The organism is Rossellomorea vietnamensis (assembly GCF_008180615.1).
Taxonomy (GTDB): domain Bacteria; phylum Bacillota; class Bacilli; order Bacillales; family Bacillaceae_B; genus Rossellomorea; species Rossellomorea vietnamensis_D.
In genome coordinates this window covers 175,657-194,293 of the sequence record NZ_VTEH01000014.1, presented here as the reverse complement: position 1 = coordinate 194,293, position 18,637 = coordinate 175,657, and the positions used below count along the sequence as shown (strand labels likewise).

The 18,637-nt window shown below is 41.8% G+C and carries 18 protein-coding genes, 1 pseudogene, 1 riboswitch and 2 other annotated features; of the genes and pseudogenes, 14 read left to right on the top strand and 5 right to left on the bottom strand.

Going from position 1 to position 18,637, the window contains the following annotated elements:
• The 5 genes and pseudogenes from FZC79_RS24080 to FZC79_RS16865 all read left to right on the top strand — a co-directional run.
• Positions 1–172 (top strand): annotated as a pseudogene (locus FZC79_RS24080) (IS110 family transposase); the annotation flags it as partial.
• A 905-nt stretch (positions 173–1,077) separates the two neighbouring features.
• Positions 1,078–2,661 carry a ribosomal protection-like ABC-F family protein gene (gene abc-f, locus FZC79_RS16880; protein ID WP_148947929.1) on the top strand — a complete coding sequence of 528 codons (1,584 nt, stop codon included), beginning with the start codon at positions 1,078–1,080 and terminating at the stop codon, positions 2,659–2,661.
• Between the two features lie 599 nt (positions 2,662–3,260).
• Complete coding sequence (locus FZC79_RS16875; RefSeq protein WP_148947928.1) at positions 3,261–3,509, top strand: hypothetical protein; 249 nt, start codon at positions 3,261–3,263, stop codon at positions 3,507–3,509.
• A gap of 58 nt (positions 3,510–3,567) precedes the next feature.
• Entirely contained in the window at positions 3,568–3,714 is a 147-nt protein-coding gene (gene sda / locus FZC79_RS16870) for a sporulation histidine kinase inhibitor Sda (RefSeq protein ID WP_148938439.1), read from the top strand.
• Between the two features lie 111 nt (positions 3,715–3,825).
• Positions 3,826–4,449, top strand: a complete 624-nt coding sequence (locus FZC79_RS16865; RefSeq protein ID WP_148947927.1) for a flavodoxin family protein — start codon at positions 3,826–3,828, stop codon at positions 4,447–4,449.
• A 119-nt stretch (positions 4,450–4,568) separates the two neighbouring features.
• On the opposite strand, the gene FZC79_RS16860 is transcribed toward FZC79_RS16865, so the two are convergent.
• The gene (locus tag FZC79_RS16860; RefSeq protein WP_252183374.1) at positions 4,569–4,841 is read right to left on the bottom strand and encodes a YuzF family protein; all 273 of its coding nucleotides are present in this window, start codon (positions 4,839–4,841) and stop codon (positions 4,569–4,571) included.
• A gap of 210 nt (positions 4,842–5,051) precedes the next feature.
• Here FZC79_RS16860 and FZC79_RS16855 point away from each other — a divergent pair, with 210 nt between their 5' ends.
• The 6 genes from FZC79_RS16855 to FZC79_RS16830 all read left to right on the top strand — a co-directional run bounded on the left by FZC79_RS16855 (position 5,052) and on the right by FZC79_RS16830 (position 10,031).
• Positions 5,052–5,474 (top strand): GNAT family N-acetyltransferase, encoded by a 423-nt coding sequence (locus FZC79_RS16855; protein ID WP_148947926.1) that lies wholly within the window; start codon positions 5,052–5,054, stop codon positions 5,472–5,474.
• A 229-nt stretch (positions 5,475–5,703) separates the two neighbouring features.
• The gene (locus tag FZC79_RS16850) at positions 5,704–6,558 is read left to right on the top strand and encodes a dimethylarginine dimethylaminohydrolase family protein (RefSeq protein WP_148947925.1); all 855 of its coding nucleotides are present in this window, start codon (positions 5,704–5,706) and stop codon (positions 6,556–6,558) included.
• 59 nt (positions 6,559–6,617) lie between these two features.
• Positions 6,618–6,662, top strand: a riboswitch (PreQ1 riboswitch).
• Positions 6,663–6,797: 135 nt separating this feature from the next.
• Complete coding sequence (gene queC, locus FZC79_RS16845) at positions 6,798–7,460, top strand: 7-cyano-7-deazaguanine synthase QueC (protein ID WP_148947924.1); 663 nt, start codon at positions 6,798–6,800, stop codon at positions 7,458–7,460.
• Entirely contained in the window at positions 7,457–7,891 is a 435-nt protein-coding gene (queD, locus tag FZC79_RS16840) for a 6-carboxytetrahydropterin synthase QueD (RefSeq protein WP_148947923.1), read from the top strand. Before queC ends, queD begins: the two co-directional genes overlap by 4 nt.
• Positions 7,888–8,607, top strand: a complete 720-nt coding sequence (gene queE / locus FZC79_RS16835) for a 7-carboxy-7-deazaguanine synthase QueE (protein ID WP_148947922.1) — start codon at positions 7,888–7,890, stop codon at positions 8,605–8,607. Before queD ends, queE begins: the two co-directional genes overlap by 4 nt.
• A 182-nt stretch (positions 8,608–8,789) precedes the next feature.
• Positions 8,790–10,031 carry a DHH family phosphoesterase gene (locus tag FZC79_RS16830; RefSeq protein WP_148947921.1) on the top strand — a complete coding sequence of 414 codons (1,242 nt, stop codon included), beginning with the start codon at positions 8,790–8,792 and terminating at the stop codon, positions 10,029–10,031.
• Positions 10,032–10,701: 670 nt separating this feature from the next.
• On the opposite strand, the gene FZC79_RS16825 is transcribed toward FZC79_RS16830, so the two are convergent.
• The 4 genes from FZC79_RS16825 to FZC79_RS16810 form a co-directional block, all read right to left on the bottom strand.
• Positions 10,702–11,433 carry a 5-oxoprolinase subunit PxpA gene (locus FZC79_RS16825; protein WP_148947920.1) on the bottom strand — a complete coding sequence of 244 codons (732 nt, stop codon included), beginning with the start codon at positions 11,431–11,433 and terminating at the stop codon, positions 10,702–10,704.
• A 125-nt stretch (positions 11,434–11,558) separates the two neighbouring features.
• Positions 11,559–12,515, bottom strand: a complete 957-nt coding sequence (locus tag FZC79_RS16820; RefSeq protein WP_148947919.1) for a biotin-dependent carboxyltransferase family protein — start codon at positions 12,513–12,515, stop codon at positions 11,559–11,561.
• Positions 12,516–12,517: 2 nt separating this feature from the next.
• Positions 12,518–13,216 carry a 5-oxoprolinase subunit PxpB gene (gene pxpB / locus FZC79_RS16815; protein WP_148947918.1) on the bottom strand — a complete coding sequence of 233 codons (699 nt, stop codon included), beginning with the start codon at positions 13,214–13,216 and terminating at the stop codon, positions 12,518–12,520.
• Between the two features lie 140 nt (positions 13,217–13,356).
• Positions 13,357–14,412: a hypothetical protein gene (locus FZC79_RS16810; RefSeq protein ID WP_187442837.1), complete on the bottom strand. Its 1,056-nt coding sequence runs from the start codon at positions 14,410–14,412 to the stop codon at positions 13,357–13,359.
• 590 nt (positions 14,413–15,002) lie between these two features.
• Positions 15,003–15,254, top strand: a binding site (T-box leader).
• 42 nt (positions 15,255–15,296) lie between these two features.
• Positions 15,297–15,543: a binding site (T-box leader), on the top strand.
• 93 nt (positions 15,544–15,636) lie between these two features.
• On the opposite strand from FZC79_RS16810, the gene trpE reads away from it, so the two are divergent.
• Genes trpE through trpD form a run of 3 tightly spaced genes read left to right on the top strand, consistent with a single transcriptional unit; the run spans position 15,637 to position 18,636 of the window.
• Positions 15,637–17,034, top strand: a complete 1,398-nt coding sequence (trpE, locus tag FZC79_RS16805; RefSeq protein ID WP_148947916.1) for an anthranilate synthase component I — start codon at positions 15,637–15,639, stop codon at positions 17,032–17,034.
• Positions 17,031–17,639 (top strand): anthranilate synthase component II, encoded by a 609-nt coding sequence (locus FZC79_RS16800; RefSeq protein WP_148947915.1) that lies wholly within the window; start codon positions 17,031–17,033, stop codon positions 17,637–17,639. Before trpE ends, FZC79_RS16800 begins: the two co-directional genes overlap by 4 nt.
• Positions 17,611–18,636 carry an anthranilate phosphoribosyltransferase gene (gene trpD, locus FZC79_RS16795; protein WP_148947914.1) on the top strand — a complete coding sequence of 342 codons (1,026 nt, stop codon included), beginning with the start codon at positions 17,611–17,613 and terminating at the stop codon, positions 18,634–18,636. Before FZC79_RS16800 ends, trpD begins: the two co-directional genes overlap by 29 nt.
• Position 18,637 lies beyond the last annotated feature (1 nt).

The following is an 18,637-nucleotide window of genomic DNA, read 5'->3' as shown; positions in this document are numbered from 1 at the left end:
TTTATATCACTACTACACAACTCGTACTGTCAATCCACTGAAGAAGAAAGAAGCTATGGTTGTATTATGTGGCAAGTTACTGAAAATCCTACACGCCTTGTGTACCAAACGTGTGCACTTTAATGAAAGCCTTATGATCGCAGACCTTCATTGCCTCCAAGAGGCGGCTTGAGCACTTTCTTAGTAGTTTGATATCTAAACAATAAGATGACACGGAGAAGCCGGCACCGAATGAGCCATTAGACCAAGAGTCCCTCGAGGAGCATCGCCAGCCTCTGCCTTATGAATAGACCGAACGAAGGAATGTACGCGCTAGACGCCAAGAGACATGGGAGGGTACGTCATCATAAGAATAGCAGAGATCCAAGGTGCATCACATAGGTAATGAGAGTTAATGATTTCCAATTAGCTCTAGCGAAGCGTTAGGATGATTTTACAAATTCTTATAGATTTAGAAAATCCTGATTATTAGTAACAAAGAAAAAAATTTTATAGTTGTTAAAAACTGCTTTAAACGTTGATACTCCAACATTTCTAGAGGGAGGCTCAACGCACGCCCCGCGGAGTCGTGCGCCTGGAGCGGAAATCCCCTTGTTTTTACAACAGCCACAACCTTTGTATTTACTCTTGCATAATTTTACATAAGGAAATTTTGTCAATGAAAAGCAAGAAAACTATTTCATTAACAGTTGCATTTTCTAATGATTTCCAATATACTATCAGTAATCGAAACAGAAAGGACTGAACTTTTGAGCAATGAAGTAATTTACCTATCCCACAAAAAACGAGAAGTGCAAAATGCATATGAAATAATTAGACTCGTTCCGGATAGGATAAGTATGTCCATTTATTATAAAGCTCTGTTTACGCAAATTGAAGTGGATCTAAACCCTCACCAATGGGAGGATCAACCGCTTTATTAACAGCACTTTTATAAAATAAGGACTCTTGCTCAAAAAAGTATACTCAGTCTTCATGAAGAAATTTCATGAATGTTTTCTGTGCGTGTAACTTTTTCTTAATATTGAGCATAGACTATATACTAACCTTTCCGGAGCATTTCGGGGAGGTTTTTTTATGTTATTCATGAGAGCGAAGAATGTGCAATATACAATCGGTGAAAAGAAGTTTTTTGACGAAAAGCAATTAACGATTTATCAGGGAGATAAAATCGGGTTGATCGGAAGGAATGGTGAAGGCAAATCACTGCTTTTGAAATATCTGCAGGGGTTGACAGCTTCCCATCCTGATGTGGAATGGTTTTGCAGCAGAGGATATATGGAGCAGTTAGATATTTCTTCAGATAAACCCTATTTAAGCGGCGGCGAATGGACAATAAAGAAGCTGAATTCTTTGCTTGCTGAAGGACATCAGCTTTTATTCCTGGATGAACCATCCAATAATCTTGATTGGGAAAGAATTGCAGAATTACAGAAAAGGCTGAAGGGGTTTAGGGGGAGCTTCCTGCTGGCTTCTCATGACCGCAGCCTCCTGGATTCGGTTTGTACGAAAATATGGGACCTGGATGAGGGTCAGTTAAAAGAATACCAAGGAAATTTTGAAGATTATCTACTAGAGAAAGAACGTGAAAAAAAGGAACAGGAAGCTAAATATGAAAGCTATACTAAAGAAAAGAAGCGTCTACTTGAAAGGGTCGATATGAAACAGAGGCAGGCCCAGAGTATGGATAAACCCCCGTCAAGGATGGGTAATTCGGAATGGCAGCTGTATAAAGGAAAAGCTGCAGGTAAACGCGGAAAAGTCGAACGTGTTTCAACCGTGATCAAAGACCGGATCGCAAGAATGGAAAAGGTTGAAAAACCATTTGAGTGGGATGCGGTCAAAATGGAGTATGTCCTGCAATCTCCAGTTCATCGAAAAACATTACTTGCCGCTAAAGATATAACAAAGTATATAGAAGGCGAAAAGCTTTATGAAACAACGCACCTTAAATTAAATACAGGCAGTAAGACTGCGTGCATCGGCAGGAATGGCTGCGGAAAAACCACCTTGATCAGACAACTGCTTGAGGAGGATTCTGAAGATATAGATATGTCCCAAAATGTCAAAGCCGGATATTTTGAGCAGAGCCTTCAAACTCTTCCTGACAGTTCCAGTGTTTTGGAATTTGTGACAGAAGGAAGCACTCTCCCGCAGCATGTGATTAGAATCATACTCGCTCGCCTAAGGTTTTTTGAAGAAGATGTTCATAAACCGATTTCAGTCCTAAGTGGTGGAGAGCGCGTGAAAACAGCCATCGCTAAACTGCTTGTTGGAGACTATAACCTTCTGGTCCTGGATGAGCCGACCAATCATGTTGATCTTGATACAATCCAAGCATTGGAAGGTTTACTGAAAGATTACCCTGGCACTGTTTTGCTGATCTCCCATGATCGGAAATTCGTTGAAAATGTCGCTGATAAGCTGTGGGAATTCCGAGACGGGACGATCAGCATGTTTGATGGTGGACTGAAGCAGTTAGAAGCTTCGAAAGAAAAAATCTGTTCATTAGATGAAAATGAAGAAGAAATGCTGAAACTGGAGACAAGGCTCACAGAATTGATAGGAAGATTAAGCCTGCCGTCTCCTGCCGATGATGTAAAAGAACTGGATGCTCAGTATCAATCGGTCTTAGAGCGCTTGAAGAAGCTGAAGCGATAACTGAAAGTGCCGTGTGGTGCAGGAGACAGAAAATTTAAATAATATATTATAAAAGCCGCAATGCAAGGGGGAACTTTTTTCTCTTTTATAGCGGCTTTTTGTTTTGCTCAGTGTGCTAAGCCGCGTTTACACACCAAGAGTTTCCCTTTAGGCAGGCAGGGTTCTTTTCGTTAGGCTCTTTTCGTAAACTTTGTTGTTATTTGATCCTAATTCCGAAAATTAACCACACTAAGAGGGTGAAATCTGGTAACACCGAAAAGAGAAAAAACTCTTAGTATCCGGAATTATTTGAAAGCAACAATTTAGATAAAACAGCCTTTCTAAAAGATTGTTGCTTTTAAATGCCATTTTATCCCCTCCTCATTTTTACGTAGAAGGATTGGAGCGTAAGGCGTGCGACCTCCTGCGGGACTAGCGGGACAGGTGAGACCCCACAGGCGAAGCCGAGGAGGCCGGGCGCCCGCCCCGCGGAGTCGCGCGCCTGGAGCGGAAATCCATTACTTTTAAAATAGCCACAATCTTTGCGAAAACAGCCTTTCGTTAACTTTGCTGCTATTCCATATGAATTTTGTATACACCGACATAATGGAGCGGAATAAATGGTAAGCAAGAATGTAAAAGAGCTGCTGATCCAGTCAGCGAAAACCTCTGAAAGGACTGTTTTCATAAAGCAGTCTTTCATTCCGAGTGCTGTATCGAGAGAGCAGCAGTGGCTCGGAGTGAGAAAAGAAAAAGATTTAGTTGGTGACTTGCACCTGTTTGGGTTAAAAGGGAAGAGATCCCCTGGCCAGAATGGAATTTCTACAGTTTTTAACCGTTCGGGTTATAAATCATTAGAAAAAGGGTAAAAACCTATGAGATCATTTGTCAAGCTTTGATGTTCTTTCTTTTCGATAGGAGGAATCCATGAGACCCAAAACGCTGAAGTATCTTACCAATAAGCAGCTGCTGACTGTTTGGAGGCATGCCAGGAAGAGAGATCTTTCCGAAGAATATCTTTCTTTAATTAAGGAAGAAATGAGAAGAAGGATGACAGTAACCTATAAGCAGTGAGTTAACAATAGATTATTCTATTAAGAAAATGAACTCTCTTTAATCTGTTTGAGTTACCGCATATCAGGATAAAAGGGAAGTGAGATGTAATCAAATCAAGGAGGAATTGTTTTGGCTATTAAAGCTTTGTATTTAAATTGCAGTTTAAAGAAAAGTCCGGAAACTTCTAATACACAAGGGTTGATGGACAAAGTCATCGATATCATGAATAATGAAGGTGTTGATACTGAAACGATCCGGATTGCTGATTATAATGTTGCACCCGGAATGACACCGGATGAGGGGATCGGCGATGAGTGGCCGGAAATTTTCGAGAAGGTCAAAGAGGCAGACATTCTAGTAATCGGAACGCCGATCTGGCTTGGTGAGAAAAGCAGTATTGCCAAGCGTGTCATTGAACGCATCAATGGAGGTGCGAGCTTGACTAACGATAAAGGACAGTACCTCTATTATAATAAAGTGGCAGGAGCCGTTGTGACAGGAAATGAAGACGGTGCAAAAAGCGCAGCAAAAGACGTCATTTACGGCATGTCCCATCTTGGGTTTACCATTCCTCCTAATGTGGATGTTTACTGGGTGGGTGAAGCAGGACCGGGACCTTCCTTCCTGGAAGCAGAAGGGTTCGATAATGATTTTACTAAACAAAACACGAAAATCATGGCTTACAATCTGATTCATTTTGCCAGAATGCTGAAAGAACGTCCCATCCCTGCAGAAGGAAATGTTGTAGAATAATAGAAAGAGCGCCGAGTAGAACCGGCGCTCTTTTTTACGTCTAGTTCAAAATTAAAACAAAACCCCTCATTTCAGTGCTTTATAAGAAGCAGACCGGATAGGCTCCTTGCTGGATGGGGTTAATCCGGCATGACGCTGACAATCTGGCAAGTACGAACAAAGAAAGTCTCATCTCCAATATTCAGAACGACATGGTCCGGCTTTACGTCCATTAGTTTACCTCGCAGTGTATCCCTGACAGTAGAAACAATCAGTACCTTTCCAATGACAGACCGTAACGTTTCATAGACATAAGGTTCAAAGTTGAACATAGGCTGAGATTGCATGTTTCCCTGATTCATAGGCATAGACATCACCATTTCATTTTGCGGGTAGTTTCTAAACTGATACATAACATACCTCCTGATATTTTCCTCTTCCTAACAATATGCAGGACAAAGTTCCAAAGAATGGGCTGAAAACTAAAATGGGCAGGGAGGTTTACCTTAAAACACTAACAGGAATAGTCACTCTCAGCGCTTGAAAGCGGTAAAGAAGGACTTCCAATCATTCAGCGAGAATTAATAGTGTGAATGATTGGAAGTGTAAAGGGGAAGATGACTATGGAGATAAGGGAAGCCGTAACGGGTGAAGAATGGAATCAGGTTTATCAGTTATTAATTGAATTAAGGACAAACTTGGAGGAAGGAACATTCATAAAACTCTCAGAGGAAATGAGAATTGAAGGGTACCGGGTGTTCGGTTTATATGACAAAGAAGAGCTGGTTTCGCTTGCGGGTGTTATTATCCGGACAAACTTTTATGCGGGCCGCCATGTATTTATTTATGACCTTGTCACTAAATCGTCTGCCCGGTCAAAGGGCTGTGGACGAAAACTCCTTCAATTTATAGAACAATGGGGAAAGGAACAAGGATGTGAGACGGCAGGATTGGACTCTGGATTACATAGAAAGGATGCTCATCGTTTTTATGAAGGCTTGGAATATGGGAAATACAGCTATGCTTTCAGAAAGAATCTTAAATAGTTCTAATGTCTATCTTGAAAAAAGAGAAAAAAATCTATATAAATATTCATTCAAAAAAAGGATGGATTTCTACAGGTTTGAGAATAAAAATACAAATTATCACTAAAAAACTCATCTTTATGCAAAAATGAAAACCAGAGACCCTCTTTCAGCCTCGTCTATTAGGTTTAATATCATTGCTGCTATGGGAATATTCCCGTAAAAGGCATTATATTATGGAGGGTTCAAAATGGCAACTACCATTAGGAAAAACCAAACGGAGTATTGTGACAGCGAATATGACAGGTTGGAAAAGGTGATTGTCTGCCAGCCGCGATACATGAAGATAGATGAAGTCATTAACGAGACTCAAAAACATTTTCTTGATAAAAATATAGATATCACGACAGCTCTAAAGCAGCATAATGATTTTGTGAAGGTATTAAAGGACAATGGTACAGATGTAATCGAAATGACACCGGACCCTGAACTGCCAGAACAGGTCTTCACAAGGGACATTGGATTCACAATCGGGGATACGATATATGTCTCTGAAATGGGTAGTGACATCCGTTCTGGAGAAGATGAAGTATTAAAGAAATGGCTGGAAAAGAATGGACATCAGTATAAAAAGCTGGATTACGGGACTATAGAAGGCGGAGACGTTGTTGTTGATAAGAATAAAGTATTCGTTGGTGTCAGCCATCGCACCAATACGGGTGCAATCGATCAGCTGAGAGAACTTGCAGATGGATTTACCGTTATACCAGTCCCTTTTCAAAAAAAATACTTGCATCTGGACTGTGTGTTCAACATTCTTTCACCTGATCAAGCACTTGTATTTGCTCCAGCTTTCAAACAGAAAGAGTTACAGATGCTTGCAGAACACTTCAACTTAATTGAAGTAAATGATGCAGAACAGTTCACTATGGGCACGAATGTCTTATCAATCGGAGATAAAAAAGTACTCAGCCTGCCGCAAAATAAGGCAGTTAACGGAGCATTAAGAGAGCATGGCTATGAAGTGATTGAAGTCGATTTTTCAGAAATCATCAAATCCGGCGGTTCATTCAGGTGCTGCTCCATGCCGGTACTGCGCAAGTAGATGACATCCCACTACTGTTATGTTATAGTAAAATAACAATAGAAGAATGCTGCAGAAACGCAGGAGAGGTTCTAGCTTAACCCTCTATAAAAAACTAAGGAAACGGCATCTCCTTGGGTGCCGTTTTTTTGTTTGCTTTCATAAGTACAAAGTAAACTAGTCACATATTATAGAGTAACGCCATGAACTTCCTTCTTCTTTTAATGGCATTGAGCCTGAAAAAGAGAGGAGAATGGAAAATGAAAAACGAGAAAGCGCTGGTCGTCTTCAGCGGCGGCCAGGATAGCACGACATGCTTGATATGGGCAAAAAAAGAGTTTAAAGAGGTCGAAGCAGTCACCTTTAATTACGGCCAGAGACATTCAGAAGAATTGGTCTGTGCAAGCGAGATTGCACAGGAATTAGAGGTGCCTCATCATGTTTTGGATATGAGTTTGTTGAATCAGCTTTCCCCAAGCGCCCTTACTAGAAATGAGGAAATCACGGAAAAGGAAGGGGAACTTCCTTCTACTTTTGTACCGGGAAGAAACCTTCTATTCCTATCATTCGCCGGGGTTCTTGCAAAGAACATAGGTGCCGTGCATATTGTCACAGGAGTCTGTGAAACAGATTTCAGCGGCTATCCTGACTGCCGGGATATGTTCGTTAAATCATTTAATGTTACCTTTAACCTGGCTATGGATGAGGGTTACGTCGTCCACACCCCTCTTATGTGGCTGGATAAAGAAGCCACATGGAAGTGGGCAGATGAAATGGGAATGCTTCAGTATGTCAGGGAGAAGACGCTTACCTGCTATAACGGTATCCGGGGAGACGGATGTGGTACCTGCCCTTCCTGCAAGTTAAGAAGCAAAGGTTTGACAGCCTATTTATCTTCTGAAAATGGAGGAGCAGAGTTATGATTGGCCAAATTTATCCTGTACCACAGCACTCCTATTCCTATGAGTTGAACAAAGATTTTCAATTTGCTGCCGCCCATAGGATTCCTTCAGAAACTGCGGGGAAATGCCAGAGAGTTCATGGGCACACCTATTTTGCAAACATTACAGTCGGCGGTGACACCCTCGATGAATCCGGTTTTCTCATCAATTTTGCAACGATCAAAAAGCTTATTCATGACCGGTTCGATCACACATTGTTAAATGACGATCCGTTATTCAAAGGTAAATCAGAGCGATTCCCAACGACAGAAGTTATGGCGGAGGTAATGCATAGCATTATTCAAGAGCATTTGGATCAACAAGGCAACAAGGCTCAGTGCCTGCAGGTGTTTTTACGCGAGACTCCGACAAGCTACTGTATTTTTCGGCCGAGAAGAGGCAAAGAGCTATGAGAAAAATACCGGTACTTGAAGTATTCGGTCCGACCATTCAAGGGGAAGGAATGGTCATCGGACAAAAAACGATGTTTGTGCGCACGGCTGGCTGTGATTATTCCTGCTCCTGGTGTGATTCTGCTTTTACCTGGGATGGGTCAGCCAAAGAAGATATCCGTTTATTGACCGCAGCAGAAATTTGGCAGGAGCTTCATGAAATTGGCGGAAGACGTTTTAATCATGTAACGATATCTGGTGGAAACCCGGCGCTCATCACTGCAATAGAAGAGCTGTTGGACGTTTTTAAGAAAAATGGGATATCATCCGCACTTGAAACACAGGGCAGTAGATGGCAGGACTGGTTTATGGATATTGATGAACTAACCCTTTCACCTAAGCCGCCAAGCTCGGGAATGAAAACAGACTTTGATAAACTGGACTATATAATAGAACGATTAAAGAATCATACCAGCCGAAGCTTAAAGGTCGTCATTTTCAATGCGGCCGATCTCGAATATGCAGCAAACCTTCATGAAAGATATCCTGGTGTTCCTTTCTTTCTTCAAGTTGGTAACGGCAACCTTGCAGCAGAAGAAGGCGAGGGGTTTCTATCTCAGTTAATTACCGACTACGAAAATCTTATTGACGCAGTGACGGATAGTGAACGGCTGAATGACGTTAGAGTTCTTCCACAGCTTCATACCTATGTATGGGGAAATAAAAGGGGAGTTTAGGTTTTTACCTTTCTGTTATCCAGCTGTTCTTGCTCAAACAATCTGTTTCCGTTCGTTTTACAGCATATCACAATGAAAAATTGCTCCGTATCATTTAACAGACGGAGCTTTTTCCTGTATATTAGCAAGGAAATGACAAAACCTAAAACCATTAATACATAGAGAAGCCTAGGAGGCCAAACATGCAACGTTTTTTACTATCTCATAATGATTTAGATGGAGTCGGATGCGGCATCATCGCAAAAATAGCCTGGGGAGAAGAGGCGGAAGTACGCTACAATTCGATAGGCGGTTTAAACTTCCAGGTGGCAAGGTTCTTAAAAAGGCCGCAAAAAAACACAAAGTTGTTCATTACTGATCTATCAGTGAATAAAGAAAATGAAGAAGCTCTGCAAAGCTATTTTAAAAAAGATGGAAAAGTGGAATTGATTGACCATCACCGCAGCGCAGAACATTTAAATGCATACGAGTGGGCAGCCGTGACGGTCCAATACGAAGATGGCAGGCTTGCTTCAGCAACATCCCTTCTTTATGAAGAACTTAAAGAAAGAGGCGAGATTGAGTCGACCCCTATTCTTGAAGAGTTCGTTGAACTAGTCCGCCAATATGATACATGGGAGTGGGATGTAAACAACAACACTACCGCCAAGAGGTTGAATGATTTGTTCTTCCTGCTAACGTTAGAAGAGTTTGAAGAAAAAATGCTGAAACGGATAAAAAATCATGAAAAGTTTTTCTTTGATGAATTCGAACAGAAGCTTCTTGAAATGGAAGAGGCTAAAATTGAAAGGTACATCCGCCGAAAAAGACGGGAACTGACCAAATCGTTTATTGATGAATATTGCGTCGGTATAGTACATGCAGAATCCTATCATTCTGAATTGGGGAATGAGCTCGGCAAAGACTATCCTTTCCTGGACTACATTGCCATCATCAGTGTTGGAGGAAAACGGATATCTTTAAGAACCATTCATGATCACGTGGATGTTTCTGAAGTGGCAGGAAAATTTGAAGGCGGCGGCCATGCCAAAGCTTCAGGCTGCAATTTGACTACGGAAGCATTCAAGCTTTTTGTGACGGATGTATTTACCATCGAACCACTTCCGATCGATGCTCCAAAAAATCGTTACAACTTAAAAGAATCTCCAAATGGGTCTCTCTATAAAAACAGGCAGGAAGACCAATTGTTTGTCTATCCTATCGATGGTGAAGAGTGGAAAGTCGAGTATAATGGAGTTTTCGAAGGTGATTTCCCAACATATCTGGATGCGGAAAATCATATTAAAAAAGAATATTCTGCTGCTCTGTGCAAAGATGATGAGTACACAGAATTCTTAATGGAAAATGTGAAAAACCACAAAATCCTTCAAGCTGCAGCCGAAAAACTGCCTTTTAATGTGATGGCAGACAAAAAAGGAGAGTAACAAAAAGAAGCGGGTCTCGATGAGAAACCGCTTCTTTTTTAAATTTCAAAAGCTTTTTTAATGAAATTCTACTATGTTTTTGCTGAGTTAATATGAATACCCATACACATTCATCGGTAATATTCTGGCAAAAAAACAAAAAGCTAATCTAAATGTTAAGAGTAAAAAACCTTTGATGCACCGCGCTAGTCCGGTGAAGGGCATAATATCAAATAACGGGTTCAATTTTTGAGTGCAAAATTAACGACTACACATCAAAAGGAGTGTCAAAACGCATTAATTTTGATACTCCTTTTTTGTTGATTTTAAGGGTATTCTTGCTAGTGAATCTGTTCAAATTGGTAATTCAAAATGAACACTAAATAGCAAATGACAGAACTTTTTGATCTGCAAAATTCGTGGCACAATTTCCTATACACTTTAAATCCCAATACTAATATAAAGGAGAGTAATTAATTATAAAAAATCTAAAAATAATTTGATTGGAGTGGAAATCAATAGACTTTGTGTTTTGGTGTGAATCACTCGATCGTTTCTTTAGCTAATTAGAAGTTTGTACTTCAGAACAGAACCAGTTACATATCAAGATACCCTTCTGATTAGAAGTAAAATTTATATCTTCAAATCATCACTAGACGGACTCGCTGAGCTGCTCAGTGCAGAGGTAAAACTATAGGTCATTTAAGGCAGCTGTTATTTTTTCAGCAAACATAAGAGCTCTTTCATTGTCTCCGTGCAAGCATATGGTATCAGGAATTATTTCAATGTCAATCCCATCTGTACTCGCAACTTTGTGTTCTTTTACCATTCTGATTACCTGGTCTATTGCCTGCTGCTCGTCAAGGATGACGGCTCCTTCCTGTGAGCGCGGGGTAAGACTGCCATCTCTTTGATAGGTCCTGTCAGCAAAGACTTCGCTTGCGGTAGGGATGCCGATTTCCTCACCAGCTGCTAGCAGGCAGGAATTAGCCAGGCCGAATAACGTCAGGGAAGAATCAAAATCATGTACTGCCTTAGCGATGGCACGTGCTGTTTCTAATTCCTTTGCTGCCCGGTTATAGAGGGCGCCGTGCGGTTTTACGTGAGATAGTTCTCCTCCCTGCGCTTTTACAATGGCGTGCAGTGAACCAATCTGATACAGGACCAGCGAATAGATTTCCTTTGGTGGAATTTCCATATGGCGCCTGCCGAACCCCTGAAGGTCCGGATAACCTGGATGGGCTCCGATTTTGACGCTATTTCTCAACGCCATCTGAACCGTTTTCAGCATAATGTGCGGGTCGCCTGCATGAAAGCCGCATGCAATATTAGCCGAAGTGATTTTTTTCAGGATTTCTTCATCATTTCCTTTGAGATAGCTTCCAAAACTTTCTCCAAGATCACAGTTTAAATCAATTTTAATGCTGATCTCCTCCAGTTCTTAGCTTTTTAGACGAACTCTCAGTATCCCGGTAATTCAGCAGAATTCAGTGAACTCTGCTGATCGTTTCACTGCAATTGATTGAACGGATACCTATATTGTTTGTTTCATTTTCTGTTTTTCAATCGGATTCCGGCATTGATTAATTTAAAATCCTCTTCTTTATCCACTAGAGCTTGATAAGCTTCCTGCATGGTTACCTCCCTGAAACGAATTTTCTCAAGAGGCTTCAGCTGGGCAATGACAGGCAGATCGGCCGTTATGACATTGGCGATTTTTGGGTAGCCTCCTGTGGGCTGGCTGTCGGCCATGAGAATAATGGGCCGGCCGTTTGCAGGCACTTGAATCGACCCTTTTACTATTCCTTCTGTAGATAACTCCTGTTTCTCAATCGTCGTGAGCTTAGGACCATCCAACCTATACCCCATGCGGTCGGACTCTGGCTGAATGGTAAACTCTTCTGACAAGAAGCTTGATTGTGCTTCTTTAGTAAACCATTGCCACTGCTTGCTCTTGAGGATTCTCACTTCTCTCTTTTGGAGATAGGTGAAAAAGAGGGGAGAAGCAGACCAGGAAATTTTTCTTTCTGAATGACCTTGTAAATTCAACTCAATCTTATCGCCTGCTTTTAATGCTCTTCCCTTATAGCCGCCGATTCCTGCGGGCAGATAGGTGCTGCAGCTTCCAAGTTGTTTCTCTATTTTCATGCCGCCTTTGAAAGCGATATACACGCGCATTCCTTTTTCAGCGGGACCGAATCGAAGGACGTCCCCTTTTTTGATTAGCAGAGGTTTATTGTTGGATACCTGTTCATCATTTATGGACGGATTCAAATCTGCACCGCAGAGGGCGAGTTCAGTATCCGATGTAAAGTGTAATACGGGTCCTTGCATGGTAACTTCCAATGCTGCTTCAGTCTCCCTGTTACCCACTATAAGATTCGCCAGGCGGAATGCCGTTGTGTCCATGGGACCGCTGACAGGCATGCCGATATTACGGTAACCTGTCCTGCCTTTATCCTGGATGGTCGTCATCAAGCCGCTCTTTTCTACTGAGAAACCCATGGTCAGCTTTCCTCCAATCTATGAAATTCTTCTTTAGATATTGAAGTGAACTTCAGCAGGTCCCCTTGGGAGAGGAGGGCAGGGTTATCAGGATCGCCGGGGTTGAACAGCTTCAAGGGTGTCCTGCCTATGATTTGCCAGCCTCCTGGTGAGGAAACAGGGTATACACCAGTCTGGCTGCCTGCAATCCCGACAGAACCCTCTTCAATTTTGATCCGGGGACTTTGCCGCCTTGGTGCGGTAATAGAAGAAGACATTCCTCTTAAGAAAGGGAAACCCGGGGAAAAGCCCAGAAAAGCTACAGTATAAAGTCTTTCGGTATGGATCTTGATGACCTCCTCAACAGAAATATCGTTGTGTTGTGCAACAAAAGGAAGGTCGGGTCCATAGCCATTTCCATAAAGAACTGGAATGGTAACGATTTCTCTATTTTTCCTGCTTTCCTTCACCTTCAACCCATCGATTAATTCAATCAGTGCAGCCTTCATCAATTGATAGGGGAAATGAGATTTTATTTTAAGAGGATCATAGTGAACGGTTACCGTGTTGTAGGAGGGCACCGCCTCAATGAAGGATTCATGCATGAACGAGGGAAGAGATTGTGTAAGAGAGGTTAATATATTCAATAGTCTTTCTTCATCCGCGATATGAAAATCTACTATAAGAGCAGAATCTCCAAGGGGATAAATTGTATAGTTCATTGTCAACACATCCATTCATCAACATTCTGAATTCAATATCAATTCTAACATAAATCCATAGGAAAGATGGTTAAGGACAATCAGAGAACTCGGAACAGAAAAAAGGCTGCTCTCCTAATTGGAAGAGCAGCACCTGGGTGTCATGTTGTGATTTTTCTGGTCAGCGCGAGTTTAAAGGCAGAAGGGTCATCCAGCCTGATATGAATCTGTGACACACTTTTTGTGAGACCATAAAGTAAATAGGCTTTTTGCGGTTCATTTAAAAGAATCTCAAGCTGAGGCTTTTCTTCAATGAAATCAGGGGCGATTGCCTGAAAGGTTGTTTTAGCCTTTTCTTTTTCCATTTTTTCAGGTCCTTCATACTCTTTGACAGATTTAATGGCTTTCAAAGGGATATTGATTCTGCTGGCAAATCCTATTCGTATGATGAGCTGGTCCTCTGTGATCCTTACAGGATTGAGGCGGAAACCTTGTATTTGGGCAAGAATGAAAAACACAGTATATATATTCAATATGAGCAGGATCCATGAAACAATAGGATTCCACTGGTGAAGCAGGAAGTGAAGACCGACCGATTCAAGAAGAATGGCGTGAATAACCATTATATAAAGGGCCATAGTGCTTGTTTTATGATGAAGGGTGAACGAGTCTTTAGTCACTAAAGCTTTTTTCTTCCATGAAAACAAGCTGTAGTAGAACAGAGACAACTCAGTCAGATAGATCTTGATAAATAGGGGAGCAGACATATTTTCCTGGATGGCTGTCTCCAGCCTGTGTGGGAAAAAATCTCCATCAACCGCTTTGAGTTCCTTTGTATAGGTCCATAGTTTAGGAATTCTCTTAATGATATGAAAGGCGATATACAGCTCAAGAAGTAAGAAGGCTCCCTCGGCTGCAAAGAGCAAGTATTTAAAAAATGAGAGTGAAGATAACTGGTCGTTTGGGACGATAATCCAAGCAGCTCCGTATCCTGCTGCAATGACAAGCGATAATGTTTTGAAAGAGTGCCTTCTCCGGTTGATAAAAATGTAAGCCAAAAGTGGAATGACGATCATCAGGTCAATAATTGAACCAATAACCATTCCTTCTGGTACTTCTTCAAGGCGGTAAACGAAAAAGTTACATAATAGTATCAAAGTTGTTAGCGAAAGAAAAAGCAGCCATTTCTTTTTTGGTTTTTGTATAGCTCCCACCATACAGATTCCCCCCAGGGAAAAGTTTTGTTATCTATAGTATATAAAAAAAGGGAATTATTTCCGCTTGAAGATATGTAGAATTATTGAACTTCTTGAAAATAAGCTCTACGGCATGTGGCGAAAAGCTCCAATATATTAATAGATATCCTTCCTGAAAAGGCCGTGTAATCATGAAAACTATATAGAAGAGCAGATTAACAGGATAACGGACAGATTGACAACCTGACAGCAAAGTGATGGATCCTGGCACTGCTGTTATGAAAATAGTTTAATGACCGATGCCTATATGATTGTCCTGATTATGTCTTTGGGGATCAAAAAGAAAAAATTGACTAAGGAGCTTGAGACACGTCTACTATCAAGCAATCTCCCAAGGGCCATTGGAAATTTTTTCATAATAATATAAATTCATTAAGAAATAAAGACGAAATAAAATCTTTTGAAAAAGGAGAAAGAAAGCAGACCTAAAAGAGGATTCCTGTCCCGAAATGGTTTGTAATTCAAGTCATTTCGATAAAATATAAAATTCTGATAAAAGCCTATTGACTTACAAGTTCATTTCATATTATGATAATTAACAATTACAAAACGGATCGGCGCTGACGAAGAGGAGTAGCTTCCGATGATCACTTAAGAGAGCCAGTGGATGGTGTGAACTGGTGTGAATCATGGATGTGAATGGACTTCCGAGCCTTCAAACCGAAATCGGCTTGTGCCGAGAGTAGGCTTTGACGAACGTCTCATCGATATAAGAGACACATATTAGAGGTTCTTCTCCGATATGGCTAAGCGGACTGTCAGACAGTCAACGAAGGTGGTACCACGGGTTTCCCGTCCTTATTTTAGGACGGGAAACCCTTTTTTATTTGAAAAAATTCCATAAATTTAAATCATTGAACAAGAGTAGTAGGTAATGCCGAAATCGTTACAGAAAGCCGGCGGAGATGAGAATCCGGCACGAGGGGCACTATTGAATGGACTTGTGAGAGGCTGCTTGAACAGAAGTAGGGCAGTCCGGGATTCCGCCGTTAAAAGGATAGGGTATCGGATTAGTTTCCCGTACCTGAAAAAGAGGGAGTTCTTTTTTGAGCTTCAATGCGAGGTGGCACCGCGATTTCAATCGTCCTCCATGAAACAGTTGATCTGTTTTCATGGGGGACTTTTTTATTTAGGAAAGAAAATCGACAAATTCCGGGGCGTGACTGTCACGGAAGAAACAGGAGGATGAAACATATGAAAGATATCCGATTTCATACCAGAGAAATAAATGCGGATGAACTGACGCCGATCAGTGTTTTTAAAAAGTTGAGGGGGCGGCGAAAGTTCCTGCTGGAGAGTTCACTGAAGCATCAAAAGTCAGGAAGGTATTCCTTCCTTGGAAGCAATCCTTTTTTCGAATTCAAGGCGGATGGCCGTGAAATGACAGAAGTTCATTTTCATTCAGGCGAAATCTCCTATTCGGAAGGGGAACCTTTCGAAAAGCTGAAAAGGATGTTTTCCGGAACATCAGGCATTAAGCAGGACTTTCCTTTTGAGGGCGGAGCGGTGGGCTATATCGGTTATGATAACATCCGTCATTTTGAAAATATCGGCCGGATACCAGAAAACGCTCTTGAAATGCCAGACATCCATCTTATGTATTACGAAAAGATTATCGTATTCGATCATCTGGAAAACAAAGTGATCATGCTTGCTGCACAAGGCTTCGATGAAAAGGCAAATCAGAAGCCGGAGGAGAAGCTGGATGAAATGGAAGAGAGCATCCGCCAAATAGAAACTGTACAGGATGAGTGTGATCCCGGCCGGCTTTCCTTCCAATCTCAATTATCGAGGGAACAATTCCTCGCTATGGTAGACGAGGCCAAGGAGCAAGTACTTGCCGGTGAAATATTTCAAGTTGTGTTATCGCAAAGATTCAAGTCTGAATTCTCCGGAGATGCCTTTACTTATTACCGCAAATTAAGAAAAAGCAATCCGTCTCCTTATATGTTTTTTATCGATTTTGAAGACTATGTGGTGCTTGGCACCTCCCCTGAGAGTTTCATCAAGGTGCAGGGGAGAACGGTTACGGCCAATCCGATTGCCGGAACCCGCAGGCGGGGCTTGGATGATCACGAAGACAGAGGATTGGAAATAGAGCTGAAAGAGGATGAAAAAGAGCTTGCTGAACACCGCATGCTTGTGGACCTTGCCAGAAATGACCTCGGAAGGGTTTGTGAACCGGGGAGTATTACTTTGACTAAGTACATGATGGTCGAGCGGTACAAATATGTGATGCATCTGGTGTCGGAAGTGGAAGGAAAGCTTCATCCATCGGTTGACAGCATGGATGTCATCACAGCGAGTCTTCCAGCAGGGACAGTCAGCGGAGCTCCTAAAATAGCCGCAATGAAAATCATCAACGAATTGGAGAACTGTAAACGGGGGGTGTATTCCGGTACGGTCGGTTACATTTCCGTAAACGGCGACATTGACATGGCACTGGCAATCAGAACAATGGTTGTCAAAGATGGATACGCGTATGTACAGGCAGGAGCAGGTGTCGTATACGACTCCGAAGCTGAAAAGGAATACGAGGAAACCATCAATAAAGCGAAAGCATTAATCGAGGTGGCAAAATGATTTTGTTAATTGATAATTATGATTCTTTTACGTTCAATTTATATCAATATCTTTGCGAGCTTGGGGAAGAGGTGCTCGTTAAAAGAAATGATGAATTGACCATCGAAAATATTGAAGAACTCAATCCGTCGGCTATCGTCCTTTCTCCTGGTCCCGGTAGACCTGAGAATGCTGGAATACTCATTGAAGTCATTCAACATTTTTATAATAAAAAACCGATCCTTGGAGTGTGCCTTGGGCATCAGGCTATTGCAGCAGCATTTGGGGGAGAAGTAGTCAGAGCAGGAAATATCAAACATGGAAAAACATCATTGATCAGACATAATAATTCTGCATTGTTTCAATATATCCCCCAGCCTGTTGAAGTGATGCGGTATCACTCCTTGGTGGTTAAGAAGGAATCACTTCCGCCAGTTTTATCGACTGCTGCTCTCTCGATGGATGATCAAGAAATCATGGCATTAGAACACTTCCAATACCCGGTGTTCGGTGTCCAGTTCCATCCGGAATCAATCGGAACAAAGCTTGGGAAAAAAATAATGAAAAATTTTATTCTACTGAAGGAGGAATCGGAAAATGAAAGAGTTTCTACAAAAATTATTTGACGGAACCTCATTTGAAAAGGGTGAAATGAAATCGGCAGTTGACTTACTGCTGCAAGAAGGAACCAGCGATAGTGAAGTAGCCTCTTTCTTGACCGCTCTGAAAATGAAAGGCGAGACCGTGCAGGAAATATCCGCGCTGGTGGAACTGCTGCGTGAGCGTGCAAACTTTCAGCCTTTTCCTGCGTCGGATGTTATGGACATTTGCGGAACGGGCGGAGATGGATCCCAGAGCTTTAATATCAGTACAACGACTGCTTTTGTTTTGGCGGGAGCGGGAGTTAAAGTTGCCAAACATGGCAACCGAAGTGTCTCGAGTAAAACCGGAAGCTCTGATGTGCTGGAGCACTTAGGAATATCGCTTGATTTCGACAGTTCCGAAATTCAAGAAATGCTTGAGAGCAATGGACTTGCATTCTTGTATGCTCCTTATGTTCATACACGTTTGAAGAAGGTTATGAAAGTGAGGGGAGAACTGAAAATCCCGACCATTTTCAATATGATTGGACCACTCACCAATCCTGTCCCGATCGATACACAACTTTTAGGGGTTTACAGACGCGATATGCTTAAGAAAATGGCAATGGTTCTTCATGAACTGGGAAGAAAAAGGGCAGTTGTTTTAAATGGCGCAGGATATATGGATGAAGCCTCTTTAGCAGGAGAGAACCATTTAGTTCTGCTGGAAAATGGAAAGGTTACAGAGTTCTCTTTATCACCTGAGGAAGTCGGTCTGCCGGTCTATTCAAATGAAGAGATACGGGGCGGTGATGCCATGGAAAACACAGAAATACTTCTCCAGGTCCTTAAAGGCAAAGAAGGTGCCTATTTAGATACTGTTCTGTTCAATGCTGGGATTGCCCTATTTGCGAATGGAAAAACGGCCACGGCCGCACAAGGAGTCAAATTGGCAAGAGAATCAGTACAAAGCGGTGCAGCTTTTGAGAAGTTACAGAAAACAATAACGTATTCACAGCTCGTCAGAAAGAAGGTTATGTGAC

Excerpts from the sequence above, each read along its gene's own strand:
- trpE (WP_148947916.1), top strand. The coding sequence starts at position 15,637 with ATGAAACATATGAAAGATATCCGATTTCATACCAGAGAAATAAATGCG.
- queD (WP_148947923.1), top strand. The coding sequence starts at position 7,457 with ATGATTGGCCAAATTTATCCTGTACCACAGCACTCCTATTCCTATGAG.
- FZC79_RS16855 (WP_148947926.1), top strand. The coding sequence starts at position 5,052 with ATGGAGATAAGGGAAGCCGTAACGGGTGAAGAATGGAATCAGGTTTAT.
- FZC79_RS16800 (WP_148947915.1), top strand. The coding sequence starts at position 17,031 with ATGATTTTGTTAATTGATAATTATGATTCTTTTACGTTCAATTTATAT.
- FZC79_RS16860 (WP_252183374.1), bottom strand. The coding sequence starts at position 4,841 with ATGTATCAGTTTAGAAACTACCCGCAAAATGAAATGGTGATGTCTATG.
- abc-f (WP_148947929.1), top strand. The coding sequence starts at position 1,078 with ATGTTATTCATGAGAGCGAAGAATGTGCAATATACAATCGGTGAAAAG.
- sda (WP_148938439.1), top strand. The coding sequence starts at position 3,568 with ATGAGACCCAAAACGCTGAAGTATCTTACCAATAAGCAGCTGCTGACT.
- FZC79_RS16850 (WP_148947925.1), top strand. The coding sequence starts at position 5,704 with ATGGCAACTACCATTAGGAAAAACCAAACGGAGTATTGTGACAGCGAA.
- trpD (WP_148947914.1), top strand. The coding sequence starts at position 17,611 with ATGAAAGAGTTTCTACAAAAATTATTTGACGGAACCTCATTTGAAAAG.
- queC (WP_148947924.1), top strand. The coding sequence starts at position 6,798 with ATGAAAAACGAGAAAGCGCTGGTCGTCTTCAGCGGCGGCCAGGATAGC.
- FZC79_RS16830 (WP_148947921.1), top strand. The coding sequence starts at position 8,790 with ATGCAACGTTTTTTACTATCTCATAATGATTTAGATGGAGTCGGATGC.
- queE (WP_148947922.1), top strand. The coding sequence starts at position 7,888 with ATGAGAAAAATACCGGTACTTGAAGTATTCGGTCCGACCATTCAAGGG.
- pxpB (WP_148947918.1), bottom strand. The coding sequence starts at position 13,216 with ATGAACTATACAATTTATCCCCTTGGAGATTCTGCTCTTATAGTAGAT.
- FZC79_RS16810 (WP_187442837.1), bottom strand. The coding sequence starts at position 14,412 with ATGGTGGGAGCTATACAAAAACCAAAAAAGAAATGGCTGCTTTTTCTT.
- FZC79_RS16875 (WP_148947928.1), top strand. The coding sequence starts at position 3,261 with ATGGTAAGCAAGAATGTAAAAGAGCTGCTGATCCAGTCAGCGAAAACC.
- FZC79_RS16820 (WP_148947919.1), bottom strand. The coding sequence starts at position 12,515 with ATGGGTTTCTCAGTAGAAAAGAGCGGCTTGATGACGACCATCCAGGAT.